General features: G+C 48.6%; 17 protein-coding genes and 5 pseudogenes. 17 read left to right on the forward strand and 5 right to left on the reverse strand.

The window, feature by feature from the left end:
• The 14 genes and pseudogenes from D9742_RS06425 to tssE form a co-directional block, all read left to right on the forward strand.
• Positions 1-101, forward strand: a pseudogene (locus D9742_RS06425) (integrase); the annotation flags it as partial.
• Positions 102-1,060: 959 nt separating this feature from the next.
• Positions 1,061-1,324 carry a PAAR domain-containing protein gene (locus D9742_RS06435; RefSeq protein WP_130210724.1) on the forward strand — a complete coding sequence of 88 codons (264 nt, stop codon included), beginning with the start codon at positions 1,061-1,063 and terminating at the stop codon, positions 1,322-1,324.
• Positions 1,325-1,326: 2 nt separating this feature from the next.
• Positions 1,327-2,535 (forward strand): hypothetical protein, encoded by a 1,209-nt coding sequence (locus tag D9742_RS06440; protein ID WP_130210722.1) that lies wholly within the window; start codon positions 1,327-1,329, stop codon positions 2,533-2,535.
• Positions 2,528-5,899 (forward strand): ImcF-related family protein, encoded by a 3,372-nt coding sequence (locus tag D9742_RS06445; protein WP_130210720.1) that lies wholly within the window; start codon positions 2,528-2,530, stop codon positions 5,897-5,899. The genes D9742_RS06440 and D9742_RS06445 overlap by 8 nt, the downstream gene beginning before the upstream one ends.
• A 130-nt stretch (positions 5,900-6,029) precedes the next feature.
• Positions 6,030-6,196 (forward strand): annotated as a pseudogene (locus D9742_RS06450) (type VI secretion system protein TssA); the annotation flags it as partial.
• A 33-nt stretch (positions 6,197-6,229) separates the two neighbouring features.
• Complete coding sequence (gene tssF / locus D9742_RS06455) at positions 6,230-7,999, forward strand: type VI secretion system baseplate subunit TssF (protein WP_130236363.1); 1,770 nt, start codon at positions 6,230-6,232, stop codon at positions 7,997-7,999.
• Positions 7,963-9,045 carry a type VI secretion system baseplate subunit TssG gene (gene tssG, locus D9742_RS06460; protein WP_130210716.1) on the forward strand — a complete coding sequence of 361 codons (1,083 nt, stop codon included), beginning with the start codon at positions 7,963-7,965 and terminating at the stop codon, positions 9,043-9,045. The genes tssF and tssG overlap by 37 nt, the downstream gene beginning before the upstream one ends.
• Before the next feature lie 35 nt (positions 9,046-9,080).
• Positions 9,081-9,605 (forward strand): type VI secretion system lipoprotein TssJ, encoded by a 525-nt coding sequence (tssJ, locus tag D9742_RS06465; protein WP_130210714.1) that lies wholly within the window; start codon positions 9,081-9,083, stop codon positions 9,603-9,605.
• Positions 9,606-9,609: 4 nt separating this feature from the next.
• Positions 9,610-11,844, forward strand: a pseudogene (gene vgrG / locus D9742_RS23350) (type VI secretion system tip protein VgrG); the annotation flags it as partial.
• Positions 11,845-12,345: 501 nt separating this feature from the next.
• Positions 12,346-13,173 (forward strand): annotated as a pseudogene (locus tag D9742_RS23355) (S-type pyocin domain-containing protein); the annotation flags it as partial.
• Between the two features lie 3 nt (positions 13,174-13,176).
• Positions 13,177-13,452, forward strand: a complete 276-nt coding sequence (locus tag D9742_RS06475) for a bacteriocin immunity protein (RefSeq protein WP_130210710.1) — start codon at positions 13,177-13,179, stop codon at positions 13,450-13,452.
• Positions 13,453-14,130: 678 nt separating this feature from the next.
• A complete protein-coding gene (locus tag D9742_RS06485) occupies positions 14,131-14,529 on the forward strand; it encodes a hypothetical protein (RefSeq protein WP_130210706.1) in 399 nt (132 codons plus the stop codon).
• 823 nt (positions 14,530-15,352) lie between these two features.
• On the forward strand, positions 15,353-15,652 hold the full coding sequence (locus D9742_RS06500; protein WP_130210704.1) for a bacteriocin immunity protein: 300 nt from the start codon (positions 15,353-15,355) through the stop codon (positions 15,650-15,652).
• A 7-nt stretch (positions 15,653-15,659) separates the two neighbouring features.
• A complete protein-coding gene (gene tssE / locus D9742_RS06505) occupies positions 15,660-16,094 on the forward strand; it encodes a type VI secretion system baseplate subunit TssE (RefSeq protein ID WP_130210702.1) in 435 nt (144 codons plus the stop codon).
• An 18-nt stretch (positions 16,095-16,112) separates the two neighbouring features.
• Here the strand turns inward: tssE and hipA are convergent.
• Together hipA and hipB are read right to left on the reverse strand one after the other, a co-directional pair.
• Positions 16,113-17,442, reverse strand: a pseudogene (hipA, locus tag D9742_RS06515) (type II toxin-antitoxin system serine/threonine protein kinase toxin HipA).
• Entirely contained in the window at positions 17,442-17,708 is a 267-nt protein-coding gene (gene hipB / locus D9742_RS06520; protein ID WP_130209497.1) for a type II toxin-antitoxin system antitoxin HipB, read from the reverse strand. Before hipB ends, hipA begins: the two are co-directional and overlap by 1 nt.
• Before the next feature lie 449 nt (positions 17,709-18,157).
• Here hipB and D9742_RS23130 point away from each other — a divergent pair, with 449 nt between their 5' ends.
• From D9742_RS23130 to D9742_RS06530, 3 genes are all read left to right on the forward strand, one after another.
• Positions 18,158-18,319: a hypothetical protein gene (locus tag D9742_RS23130; protein WP_165382765.1), complete on the forward strand. Its 162-nt coding sequence runs from the start codon at positions 18,158-18,160 to the stop codon at positions 18,317-18,319.
• Positions 18,320-18,631: 312 nt separating this feature from the next.
• Positions 18,632-19,135 carry a helix-turn-helix domain-containing protein gene (locus D9742_RS06525; RefSeq protein ID WP_130209643.1) on the forward strand — a complete coding sequence of 168 codons (504 nt, stop codon included), beginning with the start codon at positions 18,632-18,634 and terminating at the stop codon, positions 19,133-19,135.
• A 56-nt stretch (positions 19,136-19,191) separates the two neighbouring features.
• A complete protein-coding gene (locus D9742_RS06530) occupies positions 19,192-19,692 on the forward strand; it encodes a DUF6622 family protein (RefSeq protein ID WP_130236365.1) in 501 nt (166 codons plus the stop codon).
• 513 nt (positions 19,693-20,205) lie between these two features.
• On the opposite strand, the gene D9742_RS06535 is transcribed toward D9742_RS06530, so the two are convergent.
• The 3 genes from D9742_RS06535 to D9742_RS06545 form a co-directional block, all read right to left on the reverse strand.
• Positions 20,206-20,688, reverse strand: coding sequence for a GNAT family N-acetyltransferase (locus D9742_RS06535; RefSeq protein ID WP_130209501.1), 483 nt, complete (start codon positions 20,686-20,688; stop codon positions 20,206-20,208).
• Positions 20,676-20,942 (reverse strand): DUF1778 domain-containing protein, encoded by a 267-nt coding sequence (locus D9742_RS06540; RefSeq protein WP_130209503.1) that lies wholly within the window; start codon positions 20,940-20,942, stop codon positions 20,676-20,678. Before D9742_RS06540 ends, D9742_RS06535 begins: the two co-directional genes overlap by 13 nt.
• Before the next feature lie 230 nt (positions 20,943-21,172).
• Positions 21,173-22,096, reverse strand: coding sequence for an omptin family outer membrane protease (locus D9742_RS06545; RefSeq protein ID WP_130236366.1), 924 nt, complete (start codon positions 22,094-22,096; stop codon positions 21,173-21,175).
• Positions 22,097-23,052: the final 956 nt, after the last annotated feature.

The raw sequence follows: 23,052 nt of genomic DNA on the forward strand, positions 1-23,052 counted from the left end.
ATAACTGTGAACGCCCGCATGAATCACTGAACAATATGACACCGGAGGAATACCGACTTCACCATTATTTGGCCGGGTTCTCAAAAAATGCATGGAACTAAAACGGGTCTATTTACAAAGAATCCACTAAAATCATTACTTGCTCATTACCTGGAGAGGGAGGTAAAGAAGCTTCATTCTTCATTGATAATATTACAAAAGAAATTAATTATAGTTTTGAAAAGAATGGTAAAACAGAGTTAAAAGTGGTTTTTAATGAAAGGAATAACCTGAGGCACACCAAAGATAGCAAAATGAGAATTACTTATTATGGCTTCAAGCGCGGCAAATACAATTATGTCATTAATGTAATCGAAGGTTCTGAAAAAAATAAATATACAATATCGTTTGATATCAAGAAAAATGGAAGGATTATTCAATCCAGTGATTGCTTACCGAGTTCATTTAGACACGATAGTATTATAAGTAATATATACTTGATATTCCTTACGTGAATGAGGAAAGATTTAATTTTCCATAAGCCCCCCAACAAAAATAAATTTCATTTTAACTCATCGAAGAGTTTTAAATTTAATGTTAATGCATTGATTGTTAAATTGGTGAATAAGATAGCCAGGTGTCAGGTTAGCGACTGGGATGGAGAGGTATATGGATATACCAGGACGGAGGAAAAGAAATATTAGTCAGTTCTGGAATGGCTTACATGCTTCAGTGCGTCTTACCATCTAAGGAAAATAGGATATATATCAAAGAAAAACAAAAAGGCGAAAGAAATTGCATTAAAAACCATTTCTGAATATCCGAGCGGAATTTTCATGAAAGTCAAAGCAAAAAATAAATAAAATTTATTTTATTTTTCGCGTAATAATAAGACCAGTGCTTAGCTTGTTTCCGGAGATAAGGTAAGGGTTATACGGATTTCACAAGATAATAAATGGGTAAATATTGGTTATATCAATATCAAAGGTTTACCTCTTATATTCTGGATCAACGCTGAAACACTTGAATAATAAATATTAATTTATTCCGCCCTGTAAACAATAAATTAATGGAGATACAAATGTTGCAAATTATTCGAAAAGGCGACAAAACCACTCACGGCGGTTCAGTCATGACCTGTTCTGACACCATGATATTTGGTGGGATTGGCGTGGCGCGTAAAGGTGATATGGTTTTCTGCCCGATACCTCTACATGGTCCGACAACCATCATCGAAGGTAATCCTGATTATCTTGATAACGGGATCCCGGTCGCCTTTCACGGCCATAAATGTGGTTGTGGCTGTACATTGATCAGCTCTTTTGCTTCTGCAAAGGTTGCCTGAGTATGCCAGTCCTGCTGGATGCTATCCCTGAAAAGGCGTCGAAGGTTCCACGACCTGATACCCGCCGATGGCTGCTGTTCCTGGCATTTGTCATGTCAGGAGGAATTGCGTTAACGCTCTGGAACTGGACGGCAGAACGCACTGGCTTTATTTTCTGGTTTACTGCGCTGGGATTGCCTTTCTGTCTCTGGGGGCTTCTTTTCTCCCTGCGCAGGTTTGCATATAAAGTAGAGCAGGTAGGGGCTGAGTCCAGGAATGCGGAACGCGAAGCGCTTATTGATAGCGAAACTTGTCGTGGTCAGCGCTGTGGCTGGATACTCGATACCTATGTTCAACACTTTTCAGGAAATACTCCCGCTGCACTGGTTAAAGCTGTTAATCATACTGTTCCAGCTTCAGAGACCTCCACGCCACGTGGTTCCAAATCTGCTGTCAGGTATGCAGCCTTACCCAGTTTTCAGACAGCTCTGGATACAGAACTCATCTCTGTAACGTCAACACTCGTCGCCCATGTACAAAAAATTACCGACATCCTTTCGCAGGATATTCCTTGCTGCCTGATGCTGGACTGTGACGATGATATCCGTCCCGGACTGGAGGAGCACTTCAGAAATGAACTCACGGCCAGAACCGGGAGAGTTTTCAGAGTCCTCGCAGGCAAAGGTCTGGCGGGATTTGATGCCTGGCTTGATCAGCGCTGGAACACTCCAGGCATTCTTGCAGAGGTGACGTTTTCATTGCCCGCGCAACCTGATGAAGGTGACGCCGATGCCATTACTCTTGTGGTGTTCAGCAACCGTAAGGCTGCTGGCTATCCAGATGCAGTATGCCTTCATCGCCCAGAAAAGGGTAAGGAAGTCCAGCTTGTAAAAACGCTGGACAGGGCGCTGTTATGGGCCGCAACAGCCCCTGAGGCACTAAAAACGGCCTGGTATACAGGTCCAGTCCTTTCAGGCGGAAGTGGATGGAATATGGCTTGTGAAGATAACGGGGTAACATTCAGCTTGTCAAAAGACAATCATGGAATTGATTCCGTTCTGGGATATGCCAGCCGCGCCGCCCCCTGGCTCGCTGTTATTCTTGCCTCAGTGGCATGCAGAGATAATGGCCCGCAGGTTATCGCCGCCCAACCCACCGCTGACAAAGACGACGTCTGGATCGCTGTCATCACCAAAGAAGAAGTTCGCAAGGAATCGCCCAAGAATGTCTAAGGTAAAAGTAAAAACTCTCATCGGCTCCGTTGTAACTGTCGCCTTTTTCCTGACAGCCATCGTGGCATTTCTGTTTTATGCCTTTCCGGAAAACGTAGCTTCGGCCACCGGCTTCGGTCCGTATGACGGCCAACGGATACTCACATTCTGCGCCATACTGGTTGCCACGTTGTTTTTACTCGGCTGGCTGACGGAGAAGGCTTTCGACCTCGCCGGTAAATCTGGGTTGTATTTCCAGTGGGGACGGAAAAAGGCTGAGAGCGTCACTCCGGTAATGAGCACCATTCCCGGTGAAGAAGACGACGATGAACCGGTCTTCAGCGAAGACGCCGTATCCGAACACCTGCGCTTTCGCTATGGACGTCGCTGGAAGCGTAGAGTGCGACTCCTTCTGGTGATGGGCAACCAGGACGACGTTCACAAAGCTGCCCCGGGCCTGTGTAATGACCTCTGGCAGGAAGGCGACGGCAATGTGCTGATTTATGGCGGTGACGCGCAGTCACTTCCGGACGAGATCTTCCTTTCAAAACTGAAGCGCCTGCGATCCGGGCAACCGGTTGATGGCATCATTCAGGTGATGAGTATTTCAGCCCTTCCAACGGATGGCGAACGGGATGCCCTCCTGCGTTACCGTCAGAAAGCCGACCATCAGTTGGGCTGGCAGGTGCCTGTCTGGCTGTGGCTGACTGACAACGCCACCGATGCTCAGCAGGGCGCGGAAACTGCTGCGACAGGGGTCATATTCGGGCCTGATGGCACCGTGAAAGACGCGGGTGAAGGGTTTTCTACATTGGCACTGCATCTGCAAAAAGCAGGTATGGCACAGATACTGAATAATCCGGCTGATTTCGGTCTGCTTCAGTTATCCCTCCAACTGCGGCAGGAGCTGAAAGCCAGTCTGGATGTTTTGCTCGGCGGGCTGATGCAGGGATCTGCGGTCTGGCGTTTACGCGGTGTCATGTTCAGTCCTGAAGTGGCCGTTGTCGGTTCGGTCCCAAACACACGCCCCGACACACTGACCTGGAAAGCCGTCATTGATGACTGTGATGCCGTCAGCGGCAGGAAGCTGGGCTTCGACTGGCTGAAGATGCTGCGGTTAATTCTGCTTTCCCTGATTGTCCTGTGGGGGGCCGCTACACTGCTGTCTCTGATCGTTAACCGTACTCAGATTTATCAGGCGCAGGAAACGGCAAGACAGGCAGCGGATACTGCAAAATCACTGGCTGAACGTCTGCACAATCAGCTCGTACTCCAGCAGGCCATTGCCCGTCTGCAACATCGTGAGACGACCGGCGCGCCATGGTACACACGATTTGGTCTTAATCAGGACAGCGACACGCTGGCCGCACTCTGGCCGCTGTATGCGAAAAATAACGCACAGCTAATGAGGGATGCTACAGCAGACAGTCTCAGGCAGCAGCTGAATGCCTTTGTGCAACTACCTCCTGCCAGTGATGCCCGTACGCAGGGCACACAGCATACATATGACATACTCAAAAGTTATCTGATGCTGGCGCGTCCGGACAAAGCGGACGCCGGCTGGCTGGCAAAAAACGCGCTGAAAGCCTTACCGAAACGCCAGAATGTGCCGGATGGCATATGGCAGAACATCGCACCGAAACTGCTGGGTTTTTATGCGCAAAACCTCCCGGCTCATCCGGAATGGAAAATTAAGCCTGATGCCCAATTAATCAGCACAGTCCGTCAAATTCTGCTTAAGCAAATTGGCCAGCGGAACGCTGAGTCCGGGTTATATCAGGAGATGCTTAAGCGCGTGGCCAGCAACTGGCCTGATTTAACGCTTGCTGATATGACTGGCGACACCGATGCCTCAACGGTATTCAGCACTGATGAAGTCGTTCCTGGAATGTTTACGCGTCAGGCCTGGGAAGAGCAGGTACAGGATGCGATTGATGAGGTCGTGAAAACCCGCCGCGATGAAATTGACTGGGTACTGTCGGACAAGACCCATCAGACAGGGAGCGATATCTCCCCGGAGGCGCTGAAGGCCCGCCTGACTGAACGCTATTTCACCGATTTTGGTAACGCCTGGCTCAACATGGTCAACAGCATACAGTGGCAGGAAGCCACGTCACTGTCTGAGGCGATTGCCCAGCTCAGTCTGATCGGTGATGTCCGCCAGTCCCCGCTAGTGGCACTGATGAACACGCTGGCCTGGCAGGGGAAAACAGGGCAGAAAGGTGAGGCTCTGGCTGATTCAATCGTGGACTCAGCGAAAAAGCTGATCGGTCAGAAAAAAAATGCCAGACAGTTTATTGAACAGGCACAGGGCCCTAAAGGTCCGCTTGATGGCGTGTTTGGACCGCTGATGGGGCTTATGGAAGGTAAAGAGGGTACCGGTGCCAACGGTAACCTCAGTTTCCAGTCCTGGCTGGCCCGCGTAACTCAGGTGCGGCTGAAGCTTCAGCAAGTCACCAGCGCCCCGGATCCGCAGGCTATGTCGCAGATGCTGGCCCAGACAGTATTCCAGGGCAAAGCCATCGATCTGACCGATACCCGCGACTACGGCAGTCTGGTTGCGGCGAGTCTGGGGCAGGGGTGGAATGGATTTGGCCAGTCGTTATTTGTGCAACCGCTTGATCTGGCCTGGCGGCAGGTAATTGCCCCGGCTGCGGGTAGCCTCAATGTCCGCTGGCAGACAACCATTGTCGATCAGTGGAATAAGGCCTTTGCGGGACGGTACCCGTTTAAAGCCACCGGCAGCGATGCCTCCCTGCCGCTACTGGCTCAGTTCCTGCGTAGCGACTCGGGTCGAATCACTACCTTCCTGAAAACTAATCTCGGCGGGATCCTCCGCCAGGAAGGGAATCGCTGGGTCGTTGATCCTTCCGCAAGTCAGGGGATGGTTGTGAGTCCGGATTTTCTCCGGGCGATTAATCAGCTGGCGGAACTGTCAGATATCATGTTCTCTCAGGGCGATGCGAGTGTTCACTTCGAACTGATGGCGCGTCCTTCACGGGATGTTGCCAGAGTGCAGCTTACCCTCGATGAGCAGAACCTGGATTACTTCAATCAGATGGAAAGCTGGCAGAGCTTCACCTGGCCGGGGAATACTTACTATCCAGGTGTGTCGCTCATCTGGCGTAGTGTAAACAGCGGTATGCAACTCTTCGCCAGTAACCAGGGTAACTGGGGCTTCATTCGCCTGCTGGACAAAGCCCTGATCACTCCACTCGATGCCAGCCGTACACAACTGGTGTGGATCACCGCCGATGGCAATCCTCTGAAGTTCATCATGCGCAGCGAGCTGGGCGACGGTCCGCTAGCCTTACTAAAGCTACAGGGATTTACGCTGCCCGCGTCCATTTTTAACGTTGCTGCTGGCACTGAAGGTGTTGAGTAAATATGAACAGAGGCATTCATCCTGTGCTGGCCTTTGCTAAACAGGTAGATGGCTGGTCTTCAGGTGTATTCAGTCAGGTTGATAAGTGGCGGGAAACCGATTCACTTGCCCCATGCCGGTAGATGACGTTTCGCCAGTGCTGACGCTGGAAGACTCGGAGCCCGCTCTGTTGTTTGAAGTCCTGGCCCAACGCCTGAAGCTGCTACGAATGAAAGCCGGTCACAGTGAATCTGATAAAGCCCGTTGGTGGGTCTGATCGCCATTGACCCGGCCAGTGCCATGGTGCTCTGTGGCTAATATTCTCTTTAATAATTTTCAGGAATACCATGCATGGATGATTTAACCCTTCGCTATTACGAAGCAGAGATGCGCTATCTGCGTGAGGCGGGCAAAGAGTTCGCCCGTGCCCATCCGGATCGGGCAGCGATGCTTAATCTGGATAAACCCGGCGCCCGCGATCCTTATGTAGAGCGCCTGTTTGAAGGTTTTGCCTTCCTGATGGGCCGTTTGCGTCAGAAGCTGGATGATGACCTGCCGGAACTGACCGAAGGGCTGGTGAGTCTGCTGTGGCCACACTATATGCGGACCATCCCGTCGCTGGCTATCGTCGAATTCTCTCCTGACTGGTGTGGCCTTCGTCAGGCTGAACTTCTTGCCGAAGGTTTCTCCGTACAATCACGCCCTGTCGGGCCGCATAAAACCGCCTGCCAGTACCGGACGACTCGCGATGTTCCTCTGCAACCACTGCATCTTGCGGATGCCCGCCTTCATACTGAAACCGATGGCCGCTCTGCTATCCGTTTGCGCTTCGAATGCCCTGAAAAAGTGGACTGGAGCAAAGCCGGGATCGACAAAGTCGCCATATTCCTCAACGCAGAGAGTCCGATCAGTTCAGCACTCCACCTGGCATTGACCCGTCGCGTTCACGCCATGTACGCCCGCCATTCAGGGACATACACCGAACGTCATCAGTTTGATGGCTGGTGCAAACCCATGGGCTTTGACGACAATGACGGCCTGTGGAAGAAAGCCGATACTGCCTTCAGTGGTTACCAGCTGCTGCTGGAGTATTTCAGCTTCCGACCGAAATTTATGTTTGTTGAACTGCGTGGCCTCGACACCATCGGGCTAACTGAAGCCAGCTCCTGGTTTGAAATCGACATCGTGCTCAGTGAAGCCTGGTCATCCGATCTGCCTTTTGAAACGGAAAACTTCCGGCTGCACTGTGCACCGGTCATCAACCTCTTCACCCTGGAGGCCGATCCGCTGACGCTTAACCCGCTGGATAACGAATACCTGCTCAGGCCGTTGCGTCTTCAGGATGGTCACACCGAGATTTACAGCGTCGATGATATCCATGGCGCGGTAAAGAATGGCAAACACCCCTATGTACCGTTCACCAGCTTCCGGCACCGGGGCGGTATGATGCGCCACGATGCCCCTGAACGTTATTACCACACCCGCGTGAAACGCGGCCCCTCTGGCCTGTATGACACCTGGTTGATTCTCGGGGGGCGTTCGTTCGAGCTGGAGCAGCTGTCCGATAAACCAGAATCCCTTTCGATGCGAATAACCGGTACCAACGGGCAGCTTCCGCGCACAGCGCTGGAAAGTACGCTCCTGGACAGGGTGGCAAAAACCGGCAAAGTGCCCGTCAGGGTACTGAACGTCACCGCACCGACGATACCGCTGTATCCCCCTGCAAACGACCGTTTTCACTGGCGGGTGATGAGCCACCTCGGCTCAAACTTCCTCAGCATGATGGACAATCCGGAAGTCCTGCGGGGAACGCTGGCGCTGTACGACTGGACCGATGATGAAATGAACCGACGTCGGCTTGAAGCTATCGTCGCCGTGAAGCACACCCTGCTCCGCCGTTTTGAGAAGGGCTTTATGCTCCGGGGAGTAGACATAGAGGTCACGCTGAACATGGATAATTTTGCAGGCGAGGGGGATGTGAATCTCTTCGGCGAAATGCTGCACCGGTTCTTCGCGCGCTACGCTGATATTCACCTCTTCAACCAGCTTACGCTGGTGCTGCAACCGACAGGAAAACGACTGAGATGGCGCGAGAATCACAGCCAGTACGTCCCGGGCTAACACTAGTCCTGAGCAAAGATATCTGGCGGGCCAATTTTTATCGTTTCTGCCAGCTGCTGGAGCAGGAAAATCCGGACGCGCCGAAACTGGGCGCCTCCAGCCATCCAGCCAACGATCCGGTCCGCTTCAGGCCCTGGCCTGGTATGGGTTTCCCGGTCAGTACCCTCAAAGCGGTGGAGACTGACGAAGACCACCCGGAATTACCCCCAACGGTCCGTACGACATTTTTGGGGATATATGGCGTGGACTCCCCTCTGCCGACGTCCTGGCTGGACGACATTGCGCAGCGCCGCGAAGGGCACGAGGCAGTTACCTCGTTTCTGGATATTTTCAGCCACCGTATCACCACCCAGTATTATCGGATCTGGCGGAAATACGCCTGGCCGGCCACCTTCGAGGCAGGTGGCCGCGATGCCACATCTCAGTGTCTGCTGGGGCTGGTCGGCCTTGGTATACCGGGCACCGCTGAACAGGTGGCAACGCCGGTTTCACGCTTTCTGGCCTTGCTGGGTACCATGCGATTACCCACCCGCAATGCAGAAGGCATTCGGGCCCTGGTAAGCCTACTGGCACCGAATACCCGGGCAATTATCACCGAGCCCGATCCGGTTAAGGTCCATATCGATAACCGTAGCGGGTTGGGTACCGGGAACCGCATCTGTCTTTCTCAGCGAGCCACGCTGGGTAAAACGGCAAAGGAAGCATGCAGTCGGGTACTGGTGACGCTGGAGACAGAAGATCCGGAGGAAGCCGAAGGGTGGTTACCAGGTGGTTTCCTCCATACCGATTTACTGGTCCTGCTGCGCGTTTATCTCGGCTACCGCAGTGACGCCCGACTGCGCCTCACCGTACCCGTACGATTGTTGCCTGAGCCACGCCTTGGCAAAGGCAGACGTATCCAGCTGGGCCGCACCGGCTTGCTGGGCCTGAAAGCAGGCAAGCTCAGCAATAGTCGGGGAAGTCTGACCGTCAGTCTGGGCTGCTATGAAGGGTTGCAATGTTCTGCGCTACCGTCCGCTGAAGACGGGCACTACCGCTTCGAATAATCACGTACTCCCACTCTCAATAAAGGAACTTTTGAATGGCAACAGTAACCCGTTGGTGGGCGCTGACGCTTATTGCCTGTAGCCTGCTCGCTGGCTGCGGTCTGACTCAGACTGTCACGGACGGTACGGTCAGCATCACGAAATCCATCTTCTACAAGAAAATCAAAACGCTGCATCTGGATTTTACCCCGCGTACGGCCATTAACGCTGATGGCGCACAGACACCGCTGGCAACGATGGTGAGAGTTTATCAGCTCAGGGATCGTAAAGCGGTTGATGCCGCCGATTACCAGACACTGCTGCGCAATGCCGATACGGTACTTAAAGACGACGTACTGGCGTCTAAAGAGCTGCTGGTGATGCCAGAAGGCAGCATGACACTCAATATGCCCATGGATGAAGACGCTCAGTTCGTGGCGGTGGTGGGATTATTTAACCGCCCGGATCAGAAGGACAACCGCTGGCGCCTGGTGCTGACCCGTGACGATCTGGACCCGGACAACCCCCGCACGATTGAACTGGGTGATGGCTGGCTCAGCCTCGTGCCGGTGAAGGAGTGACGTGATGGATAACTGGTTAGCGCTTTTTGACGGACAGACCCGATATTTTCTGGATATTTTTGACAGCTCAGTGAAGCCGGATGTTCTGCGCTTTTACGGCAGGGAAGCACTGAGCGAACCCTTCAGCTGGGACATCGAGTTCACAACGCTTCAGGCGAATATCCCCCCGGAAGAGGTGCTGATGAAATATGCCTCTTTCCGGATGCGGAGCGGTAAAAGTGTGCACGGCATGGTGACCCGCCTGGAATGGCTTTCCACCTCAAAGGACCAGTCTCACTACCGGCTTACGATCAGTTCGCGCCTGGCGCTCCTGGGATATACCCGACAGTGCGTGGTCTATCAGAACCAGTCTGTTCCTGAGGTGGTTGAGCAGGTGCTGCGTAAACACGGTCTGGAAGGTCCCGATTTTGAATTCAGACTGGAGCGCACCTACCCACCACGTGAAATTATCACTCAGTGGCGGGAAACGGATTTGCAGTTCATTCAGCGCATTCTGTCTGAGGTGGGTATTTACTGGCGTACGGAGATGGACGACGTGCGCGGTCTGGATACTTACATACTGGCCGACAGCCAGCTTAACTATCAGTTTGATGTGCAGTTGCCCTACAGCGAGCCGTCGGGGTTGTTCGACAGTGTGGCAGAATCGGTCTGGGATGTGCGGACCTGGCACAACATTGCCACCGGCACTGTCACCACGCGTGATTACAACTACCGGACAGCCACCATGCCGATGAATGCGGCGGTCAGCGTGCGTAATGATGTGGTCACCACCGGGGAGCATTACCGCTACGCAGCCCCTTATCGTGAAGCGGGAGACGATGCCAGCCCGGAGCCGGAAACCGAATCTGGCGCGTTCTGGGCCCGACTTCACCACGAGCGGGAGCTCAACAGGTCGGCCCGTATTCACCTGTTCAGCAATGCTGCACACCTCACACCCGGGCAGGTGCTGGAGCCGCAGGGCGATGTCATTACGGCCCTGCAAGAGGGCGTCATCCTTACGCTGGTGACCTTCCGGGGCGCCCGTGATTCCCGTCTGCATGTGTCGGTCTGGGGCCAGCCTTACACCGAACGTTACTGCTTCCGTCCGGCAGAGATCCCGCGTCCGGTCATCGCGGGTACGCTTCCGGCACGGATCGAAAGTCGCGAAAAAAATGATACCTACGCACATCTGGATGAGCAGGGGCGCTATCGGGTGAAGCAGGACTTCGACCGGGAGGGGACGGAACCCGGTTACGGCTACCTTTGGCTGCGGATGGCGAAGCCTTATGCCGGTGAAACGCTGGGCTGGCATACGCCGCTCATCGATGGCACCGAAGTGGCGATTGCGTACAGCAATGGCGATATTGATCTGCCGTACATCGCCTGTGCACTACACGACTCCGAACATCCCGATCTTGTGAACCGGGACAATCATACCCGGAACATCCTCCGGACACCGGCCAACTCAAAATTGCGGATGGAAGACAAGCGTGGTGAGGAGCACATCAAACTCGCCACGGAATACGGTAAAACGCAGCTCAACAACGGGCACCTGGTGAACAGCAAAGGACAACTTCGCGGTAAAGGCACAGAGCTGCGCACCGATGAGTGGGGAGTCCTGAGAGCAGGAAAGGGACTCTTTGTCGCTGCGGATGTCCAGGCGAAAGCGCAGGGTGATGCTCTGGACATGGATGCTGCATTGAAGGAAATCGACAGGCTTAATCAGCAACTGCAACAACTGGAAATGGCCGCAGAAAAGGCCCTGGCGCTGAAGGGGGATGTCGACAGCCAGATACAGATGTTTGAGCAGCGGCTGAAACCGCTCAATGAAGCGGTGCTTTTCTCGGCGCCGGAAGGCATGGCACTGACCAGTGGAGAAGATATGCAGCTGGCCGCGGGCCGGAACCTTGCGCTTAACGCCGGAGAAGACTTCAGTGCTGGAGTGATGGGCAATGCGACCGCTTTGACCGGGGAGAAGCTGGGGCTCTTTGCCCGCACCGGTCAACTGAGCCTGAAATCCGGGGAAGGGCCAATAGATGTCCAGGCGCAAAACGCCAGTATGCGGTTGTTCGCTGAGAAGAAGCTGACGCTGAGCTCAGCGAGTGACATCTCCTTTGCCGGAAAAAAACGTATCACGCTGATTGGTGGTGGCAGTTATCTGAAGCTTGAGGCCGGGAAGGTCGAGTATGGTACGACAGCGTCGTATGTACGGAAGGTGAAAAGGACGATGGCGGCATCAGCCAGTGCTAAACCTCCGGAGGCCTTATCCTTACCGCCTCCAGCGACCATGAGAGAATTCAATCCCGAAACGCTCACCCCGTGGGTGACGCCGGTGTATGCAAAATCCTGCCTGAAGGAGAAAGGCTGCACGGATGCCGGTACTGCCGAAGAGCCCGTTGATAACTTTGGACAGATGACAATTTTTGCCCAGCCTGTCGAGGACGACTGCTGCGGTTATGGCCATCAGCATGAGCATGCAGATGATGAAGTCGTTCAGCATGCCCAGTCAGCCAAAAAGCGTAAGCCTGACGCCGGGGGCGCTCAGGCAACGGCTGCACCACTTGCTCTTGGGGCTGCTACGGGCGTGATGACCCAGGTCTGGGGAGAATGGTCCCTGACCGGCGTATTGGGCGCGGCCCGGGGAATTCCGTATGTAGGAGCGATGATGTCCGCACTCTACGTTCCATCTGCGGGCGAGGGGAGTGACAGGGTTCCTGGCCGGGATGAATTCTGGTACGAGGAAGAGCTGCGGCAGAAAGCCATCACCGGGGCAAAAGCGACAACCCGGGTGAGATTCTTCTGGCGCCAGGATGAACAGGGCAACATGCGGGTCTATGGCGTCCATACGGGTGAAGGTACCCCGTATGAAGGTGTCCGCACAGCAAACATGGTGTGGAATAGTGAGCATAATCAATATGAGTTCACTCCAGCTCACGGTGCCGATGGTCCGCTGATTACCTGGACGCCAGAGAGACCTGAGGGCAGTGACCTTCCCTCACATACCGGCAGCGACATCAAGCCAATAGACCAGGCAACAATACTCGTCACGCCAATTCCTGACGGTAAAGATGAATACACGACACCACCTTTCCCGGTGCCGGAAGAACGCGATCTTAACGATTACATTCTGGTGTTCCCTGCGGATTCAGGGATTAAGCCGATTTATGTTTATCTCAAAACCGCGAGGGATGAGCCAGGTGTGGCAACAGGGAAGGGGGAGACGCTATCAGGTTCAGAGAAATGGCTTGAGGCTGCGAGCTCTGGTCTGGGGGCACCTGTACCTGCGCAGGTTGCTGATAAACTTAGAGGAAAACCCTTCCGTAACTTTGACCATTTTAGAGAAGAGTTTTGGCTTGCTGTGGCAGAATGTCCTGAATTGATGAGTCAGTTTAAAAGGGTTAACCAGATGGAAATAAGAGATGGGAATGCTCCTTTCAGCATAGTGCCAGAACAAGTTGGTGGAAGAAAAAGATTTGAAATACACCATATAGAACGTATTATTGATAGTGGGGCTGTTTATGACTTTGAAAACATGCGCGTAAACACAGTTAGAAATCATATTAATTTACACTCAAAGAAAAATAGGTGATTTATGGAGTTTAAGCCAAAGCTTGAGGATTATACAGAGGATGAGTTCAGAACCTTTTTAAATGAATTTTTCACGAACCCAAAAAAATTAAAAGGAAAAGAGCGGCAGCAGTATATAGATAATTTAGTTGCGCACTTTGACCTAATTGTAAATCACCCTGAAGGTAATGGATTGTTATTCTATCCCCCAGACGACCGTGAAGATAGCCCTGATGGGGTGATCGGGGAAATAATAAGATGGAGAAAATCCCAAGGGCTTCCACTTTTTAAAGATAGTTAAGAATTAATACCTGAACTCAATATGGCTATCTGATGAGATAATCTAACCAAACATTTCTGCTTGCACATTATGAGGAATGCAAAGCTGATTATGATTAACAATAGGTGTGTTAAAAACAAATTGGAAGATTATACTAAAAATAAATTCATGAAAATCTTGAATGAATTTTACTCAGAACATAGATCATCGTCATCACCTAAGGGTAACGAGCTAGAAACTTATTTAGATAATCTCCTTGATATGTTGACTGTACTGGTTGGGACCGGAGAAGTTAGTGACTTTATATACTACCCAGACACACCTGAAAATGATTCGCCTGAAGGTGCATTAAATGAAATAATTAAATGGAGAAAATATCAAGAGCTTCCATTATTTAAGGACTTCTAGGTCAAAGAATCATGAATAGAATATCATCATGACTGCTGCGTAACGGTCTTAATTTAGTAACAAAAATGGACTTGTTGGGGAATGATATTCGGAGTCGCTGGATATTATGGAGCGGACTTGGTTGCGGATTATATTGATGAAAATTAATTTCGATCGTTTATTTAGCAAAAAAAAAATAACCTTCAGGATATCTATTCTGAAAATACCTTTATCACAATCCCAGACTCAGAAAGAAGATACCCACCATTCTTTTTTGTTGGGAGCGGGGTATATGCATACTCAACCAGGTTCATGATTAAATCCGATGACTTAGCAAAGCTAGTTGATACGATCGAGGAAAGGTTCAACAAAAAGATAACCAGCAATAAAGCTATTTATTCGCTCAAAAACAGCACTCTTCACTATTATCAATTTAAAGAATTTGGTCAAACAGCAGTAGATATAATAACTAATGACAACAACCTCATTGATAATATTTACGCTTTATATTTAGAACCACCGCTACCGAGCACTGTATTCCCTAACCGGGATGTAGAAACATTCGGAAGTCTACAAGGCGATATAGAAGCATGGTGGAGTATATATTGGCACCCTTTCTGGGGGAGGCTATCTCTGGAAAAGAAAAAACATTACGTAGAGCAAAAAAATTTATCTAATGAGCTAAAGGAATTCCTACTTCTCCATAACTAACATCATTCCCGCAAAATGACTTTCGCCCAAGATGATCTCTGAGGTTTATGCCATGCGGTCTGGCGCAGACCAGTGTGAATGGTAAAATCGGCATCACGATTTCAACATAAATTTATTCACTATGGTAAATAGGAGACACGAAATGATAAATGTAACTGAGATGAGCGAAAACATTTCCAATTATACAGAGAACGAATTCACCGAAATTGTAAGTGAATTCTATCCCGAGCAAGTATCAAAAAAATCATTAAGCAATACAGAATTAGAAAATTATTTGGACAAGCTTTTGGATAAAATCATTTACTTAGTAGGCTCAGTTACTGCGAGTGATTTTATATATTACCCTAACACCCAGAAGAAGACAATCCAGAATCCGTAATTAAGGAAATAAAAAATCAAGAAAAAACCATGGATTAGCTCTTTTTAAAGATTAATAAAACCACACAAAATGAATAGAAGGTAATTTATGGAACTTAAAAACTCATTTTCAGAATATACACAACAAGAATTTTTGCTTTTTTGAATGAATTTTTTAAGAATTCAAGAAAAGCAAAGCCAAAGGGGGAATCTCTTAGTGATTATTTGACAAAATTATCGAATCACTTTGACAAAATCACGGAGCATCCTGAAAAGAGCGATTTAATATTTCACCCAAAGGATAATTCAAAATGTACTCCGGAAGGATTGATTGAGGCAGTTTTAAACTGGAGAATATCCCAAAGCCTTCCTATTTTCAAAGATATTTAAACTAGAACGTTATAACCCTATGTAATTCCAAGAGTAAATGACACTTTATTAAATCCATAATTACAGACAGAAAAATATGTTTGAATTTATGCGTACGTTTAATGATTACACTGAAAATGAATTTCTCGAATTCTTACATGAATTTAGAAAAGCAACAAGGAAAGATAAGTTTCTAAAAGGGAAAGAATTAGATACTTACTTAGATAAGCTCATGTACCATTTCATAGTTATTACTGAGCACCCTAAGCAAGGAGACCTAATAGCCTATCCTGAATCACCAGAAGACGGGAACCCCAATAATATTATCAAAATTGTGAGGGTGTGGAGAAAATCTCAAGGCCTCCCACTTTTTAAAGACTCTGAAGCGGATTCTTGAGGTCTAAATGTCCAATAGAAAATCCCCATCGTTATATGAAATTCTCACTGGCAACTTTACAGGGGATCTTCCCCTTGAAGTTGTAAACGAAGAAGACCAGGTCATTTTATCCGTGCTGGATAACATCCAGCGTATCTTGAACGCCCGGGCCGGGACCATATCTCATCTACCAGATTATGGTTTGCCGGATATGACCAAAATTCTGCAAGGCATGCCCGGAACAGCCCACGAGCTAATCGATACGCTGGCCGGTGTTCTACTCAAGTATGAACCACGTTTGCAGTCCCTTAATGTAACTTTATTCGAACAGCAAGTGCCCGGGGAGCTGCGTTACGCCATAGATGCGGAACTGAGAGGTATCGGACTTGTACGGTATGGGACCGAGTTTATGCCAGAGGGAAAGGTGATGATCAGACACTTGAAACAGCAGCAAAATCTGTAAAAACATCAATTTATCTAATCAATTCATACCCTCATTTCCATATTCTCGGCTTAACCGACCGTGCAACCTCAACACATTGGTTTCAATTGCCGTCAACACGTTCTCCGGAAAATCTGCCGATAATGAAGTCTTCACGTTATCCAGTGCTGCGGGAATCATTCTGGCAAAGTCACTCAGGATTTCATGCATCTGCACTTCCGGGAATTTCAGTGCCTTTGCTGTCGCCAAAAAATGTCGCGGATAAATTTTATTGATTACCGTTTTCTGCCTTTGGATGCATTAAGCCCCATTGCCAGTTTGAGATCGCTGATATGTATTCCCGGGCCACCCAATACCGGAAATGCTGAAATGATGTCGTAAAATGGCGTGAGTCGATAACTACCGCCGGCCTAGATAAACACAGAGAAATTTTTCGCATGGCCGTCCGTCGCGCCAATCAACCACTGGAATACCTGGAATTTCATAAAATCATAACGATCGCGAAGCGCCTCGCTGGACCCCATTAAAAACGCCATGATCCGCGCGATGCCTGGGCCTCCGTCAGATTCATATTTCACCGATGAAGGTAAACCGAATGTCTGACACATATCCTCCTGCGGCAAGCGAAGTAAAACCGTTCGTTCAGTATTCCAGCGTCTGTCAAAGCGTTCGACCGCTAACGCGCGCACCTTTCCCGCTTTAATGATTTCTGCGTCGGGAACATTCAACCCGAATTCTTTTGCCAGCAGCAGACAGTAATACTCATTATCAACACTCTGACTGAGATCGAGCGTCGCGTTGGGCTGCCTGATTTCACCAATCGGCAATTTAATGATATGCGTCGTCGGCGTTATTCCTTTCGGAATGCACCAGTCATTGCCCATTCTGAGCAGCGCGGTCTTCTCCTGCGCGCCAGCAACCGAGATGCGAAAGTCATCTTCCTCCTAATCATGTCTAGCGGGATATCTGCTTTATAAGCCGTTAATACTTCTTCAAGTCTGGCTTCAGTAAGCTTTTCCCATGCCATTATCGGGCGCGTTACGGTTTCGTCTTCTGGTAATAACGTCACGGCGCCAACGCTGTCTCGCCCTATTTCTGACAATAAATCAAACGGTTGTCTGGATTTAGCATGATAACGTTTAACGATCCGGTCGCGTAAAATCGGGCTATCGGGTAACAGGTTATCGAAGAAGTTAAATACGGCATCAGAGGTGATATTCCCCCTCTGCAATGGCAGCGAAAGCGACAATGGCCTGGCATAACGGTTGGCTAACCACTCCGGCGCATACTTAAAGGTATGGGCACCGTTGGCCAGCTTCGTCAACTCGCCTACCCGCTGGTTGTTCATCCACGTGACAAGTTTAGGCATTACCACTCCAGATCTTGCTGATCAGTTGATTCTGGCGAGGCATTTTTCGTGTCGCATAGCGTCATTGATAGCTTAAGCGACAGTAATATCTTAAAAAATGTTGTTAGCGTGGTGTTGTCAGGGTTGTTTTCGAAATTGGAAATGGTCGCCTGTTTTATACCGATTTTTTTCGCCAGCTCGCTCTGCGTCCAGCCATTTTGCTGACGAACCAGTTTCATTGCATTTGCTAATTGCGTTGGGCTATAGATCATCGGAAAGCTTATCATGCCATACGTCCACAAGAAGTTTATCCGCTTTAGGGGATATTTTCAGTTTTATCCTTTAGTGAGGATAAAGTCAATCTGCAAACGCATTTTATCCGCTTTACGGGATAAACACTGCGATAGCCGCGATCGCGGATAAAAACGACCATACAGGTATAGTGCATCTCCACTACACCGGGTGGCGTCAGCCCCATTACCCCGATGCAGTCCATTTTCTTCTGACTTTTCTGTGTGTTTTGTGTGTATTTTAGCCAAGAATGTGATCAGTACCCGATATAGTGGATCACGTCATTGCCACCATACCTGATAGCGTGATGGCACGGTTAGGAAACTTTACCTGGTACAGTGTATCGTGAATGATGATCGGCTCTGATAACGCGATGATACTGAAGTGAAAGCTGTACCCTGTGTAGTGGATCCAGTGAAAGTGCGCACCCGGTATAGTGTGCTTCATGGCTGAATCGGAGTTTGCCGCAGGTAGCCCTGCGTCCACCATCATGACAGACACTGGTCGCAGGACTCGCGAGCCGTATGTAGGTAATCCACTATGCCGGGTGAATGATATGTTGATCCATGCTGACGGACAGCTGGTTATCCACAAAAACGGAGCATAACCTTGTGACCGGAATCCGGATAAGACGAGATAATCATCATTACTGCGGCATCACCAGTAAGGGGTAACCCTGCTCCTCTTTTACTTCAGTTTCTCTATATTCAGCATAAATTCAGACGTTCCGCTGATGCTGGAAGTCGACGGAAAGAACGGGAAGCTGCGGCTGTCACCCAACCCCAGACCCAACTGAATGTGCCGGGGTCCGACCTTATGACACTGGCGTGTCGCCTTGCTGTCATGGTGGTGTCGTATACGGTGCCGGACTGATGTGCAAGTATTATTGTCACAGACATTGCAGAGAACGGGAACAATGATGACTGTCGCTGAAAAGGTGAAAACATATCGTCTGAGAAAGGCATGGTCGCAGGAACAACTGGCTGAAGTCGCCTCTCTTTCTGTAAGGACTGTGCAGCGAACTGAAAAAGGCCAGAAGCCGAGTCTGGAAACACTCAGTGCGATTGCTTCAGCCTTTGATATAAATGTTTCTGATCTCTCGGAAGAGACTTACGTTGCCAGCCAGGCTCTTGATGAACGCATCAGCGAAGCCAAAATTCAGGTAGCACAGGAAACCCGGTTTTATCGGATTCTGGTTACTGCTGTTCTGGTATGCACAGCATTAATGATAATTAACTCTCTGTTTACCCCGGAAAGTTACTGGTCCGTTGTGGTAGCTGTTATATGGGGAGGACTTGTCATACTCAGGGGAATACGCGTGTTTATCATGCGAGGGAAAATCGCCTTATGGCAACAACGCAGGTTGCAGAAAATTCTTCGGTCAGGAAATAAAATATCGAATAACAATACCACTGAAAAGTAATGGTGTGCCGATTCACCTGTACTGAAAAAGATTAACTTTCGTAACTGGGACAACTTATGAATATTGCAATCTTTTTAAGAGATACACCTGTCTGGATATGGATCCTGCTGGCTTTTTTACTGCGACGCGGCTTTGCTGCTCTTTATGTCCGGGAGATGACAATCAGGCGGTTGTTTTTTCTCCCAGTGCTTTTTCTTGTCTGGGGGGCATATGGTGTTATCACTGAGACAGCACTTGCTGGCGCAAGCCTTTCAATGATGGCAGCAGGACTGCTCGCAGGCACGGCTCTTGGATACAGGTTGTGGCGCTTACAGCCACCGCTGAGAGATTCAGATAATCCGGGCATGATTATCAGGGCTGGGACGCCGCTGACCCTGGGGCTGATTGTGATTACTTTTTGCATGAAGTTCATACTTATTTCAGCCATTTATCTGCAACCGGGATTACGGTCATCCGCAAGTTTTTGTATGTTGTTTGGCGGTGTAACAGGACTTATTGATGGCGTATTCTGGGGAGGAACCCTGAGCCTTTTCATCCCTTGGTACAGCAGAAGATGATTAACCGTAACTACCGGTGATCGAAACCCAAAGGACCCGCTATTCATTGTTGTTGGCTCACGCCAGATGAAATTGAAATTTTCGCTTGTGGTAAGCGATGGTCGCACAGTTAGGGTATACCCCAAGGCATAAACGCTATAAGCGTTGTAGGATTGCTCTTGGATCTGTGACAATTGATAACTTACAAAAAGCTTTGCTTAAAATCCGTAAACCGTGGAGAACGAGCAATATCGTTATCCCGTCATTTATTTAATTAAATGTCTGCTTCACAGCAGACACTCAACAGCGCCGTCCGCGTCTATAACTGACCTATCGCGCTTAATGTTCTATATTGCTGTTCTGTTAACCGACTGGGGCCGAGTGACATTTATCGCAAGCCATGCCTAAGTGCGTACAATGAATCGCATAAAAAAGTAACTTATTGATTTTAAAGTACATATAACAAAGATTATGTTAAATATCGTATCTGGAGGGCTTCAGTATGCACATTTCAATCTCCCTTGCCCCCCATTATTACGGCAGTCTGAGAAACAACGTTCTCTCCTGCGTTTGTGATGCTTTAAAACCATGGTGCAGGTAAAAGCGTCGGGCAGTGTCGGTAAGCGCATGAACCATAATGGCGCGAACGCCGATATTTTCAGCTACTCTGTAGCAGCGCAACACCGCATCATGAAGCAGATCGGCGCCCAGTCCTTTACCGTGGAACGAAAGATCGACCGCCAGACGAGCCAGGATAATCACCGGTATGGGGTCAGGCATATTACGGCGAATATTTCCCGTTGCTTCGACATGATTCACACTACCGGTTGCAAGTGAGTAATAACCAACTACACGTTTTGTCTCTTGCTTGCAGATAACAAACGTCCGCGCAGCCCCAAGCGCCTGATTCTTTAATCCCCTGTGTTTTAACCATTCATCCAGAACAGCCTCACCACTAACAAATTCCGCAAGTTGATGAGAACTCGATAAAGGTTCAGGCTGAGTTACAAATCCCACTGTGGTTTCCTTGCCAGAAGTTTTTCTAATGCTGGGTTAGATTCTACCGGCGCATCGATCATATCGATAAACTCGGCATACTGCTCCTCGTTCAGATTAAATACTCTGCGTTCAAGAATGACATTCTCTGCGGCCTGGCAAGCCATTTCGAGGATAAAATCCGTGCGCGACTTATGCAGAATTTCTGCTGCCGTATCTATCAGCGCCCGCTGGGATTCTCTGGCGCGAAGGTTGAGTTGGACATCTGATTTCATGGTAACACTCCGTATAGCATTTGCTATACAGCATAGCAGATTATTGCTGTGTAGCAATTGCTATACATACCGGATAACTGAATTTTTCACCAGAGAGTTACTGACTAAAGGTACTTAATGTTGGCAAGACGGCTGCTGCAACGGATGGGTAAATTATCAGGATGTTGTAACTACGTAATTTTTATTTAAATTCGGGGGCGTTTACTGCCCCCCGAAGACGCATTTAACCATCAGAAGCGGTACTCAATCCCTGCGCCAATGGCGTAGTTATAGTTTTGAATACCTGCAGCATCATTGTAATGTTCAGAGTCACCTGTGACTTTATCATGCACAGTTGAGTCCCCCCTGCCTTCAGAGAAACGCGTCCAGCTCAATTCAGTGAAGACACGAGCCTGGGAAGTAATATTATATCCCGCGTTGATAGTTCCTGAGTAATAGTTTGAATTACTGGCAGTTTCGTTAAAACTCAGGTCACGCATGTAATGCTCATCGTGGTCGCGAGCTTCTACCCACGGACTGAATTTAAACTGTGCAGTGATATCAAAATCCTGGTAAACATATTTCCCCGTCAGCCCTAAGTAAGGCACCCGGTATCTCTGCTGGTAACCAATGGTGCGCTCACCGCGCGGGAAATCGCCCACATTCGCACCATTATCATAGGTATAATGCCCCCCCTCAGCCAGCCAACTGAAACGGGTTTCCTGATACCCAACCACTGCGCCGAGATGCAAATTATCTTCATTCAGCAACCAGCCGGTTACGTTCAGATCAAGCTGGTTAGCGAAATTCAGATGCGTGTCAGGACTGCTTGACCTGTCGCTCCAGTGGCTTTGCGAAGGATAAGACCAGTCATAATCATCCATACCAGAACCGCGAGATGCCAACGTCGTCCACCCATTAGCATTCAGCGACAACCATGATAATGGGTCCCAGGTAATTCCAGCTTTAATAACCGGCGCATTGTTTATTTTCCAGTTAAGCTGGCTCGACTTCACACCTTCATCATAAATAAATTCGCGAGACTCCCCGTTTAACACCGAAAGAGAAGTTCCAACTGACACACTCTCAGGAGAAAAGTTGACACTCTGGTCAGCATATGCCAATGGCATTAATGCAAGTAAACCTGCCCCGGTAAGTAATACACTTTTCAACATCGCTCTCATCCTTATAACCTGGTGTATGTCTTCTGACTGACATTTGTGCACCGATAAATTGTTCAGTTATACCGCAACAGCAATTAGTCATAATAAATGGTGGAAATGCTGCCATTAATGAATATATTTAACCTAATTGGATTCTGATATTTTCACTGCCACCTTAATCAACGTTTCAGTTAGCCAATTACGTCCTTTAACGGTGTTCAAACCTGAAGATATCAAATCCTTTAAGTTCGGCATTACAGAGTATTAAAGCAGATAAATAGCATAGCCATATCGTTATAATGCCATACATTTCATTACAACAATAAATCAAATCACACAAAAAATTGCGCTTATTTATCATTTTAAGCCCAACAATTGTCATCACCAAAAAAAAATTAAGATAAACACCCTAGACAAAAAAGAAACCAGACAACAAAAATCAGTATGAAATGTCACAAAATGAAAATACAACAACCAATCAACCCATTGATATCACTAAATATAAACATAAATCAGAGATAAATCATAACAGTATCCTCACCAGCTAACATATCAATAACGGAATTTTATGCTGTAATTTCACATAGCAGACAGACCTATATTCTCTTGTTAACGCCCCCTCTACCAGGAATTATAACAATAGACGCGCGCAACGACATGTTCTTATTGAAAAAAAACGCACTAACACATAATCATCCTAACACTCCATTATCAACAGAAAATCATTAACATTCGTTAGTTTTTATTATCAGTAACATGTAGCTGGAGGGGTGAGCAAAAACCAAATTTATTACAACAGCACTTGAATGAATTTAGTTACACACTGTTTCGTGTGTCTGTCTCAGACAAAATGAACAGAATAATAAAGCACCTTAAGGAAGATTAGTCCGGATAAATAAATATTGTCCGCCGTCTATTAACAAATTTCAAACAACAGACTGATGTTATTATGAAACAGAGACTCACAG

It is taken from the genome of Escherichia sp. E1V33 (genome assembly GCF_004211955.1).
Taxonomy (GTDB): domain Bacteria; phylum Pseudomonadota; class Gammaproteobacteria; order Enterobacterales; family Enterobacteriaceae; genus Escherichia.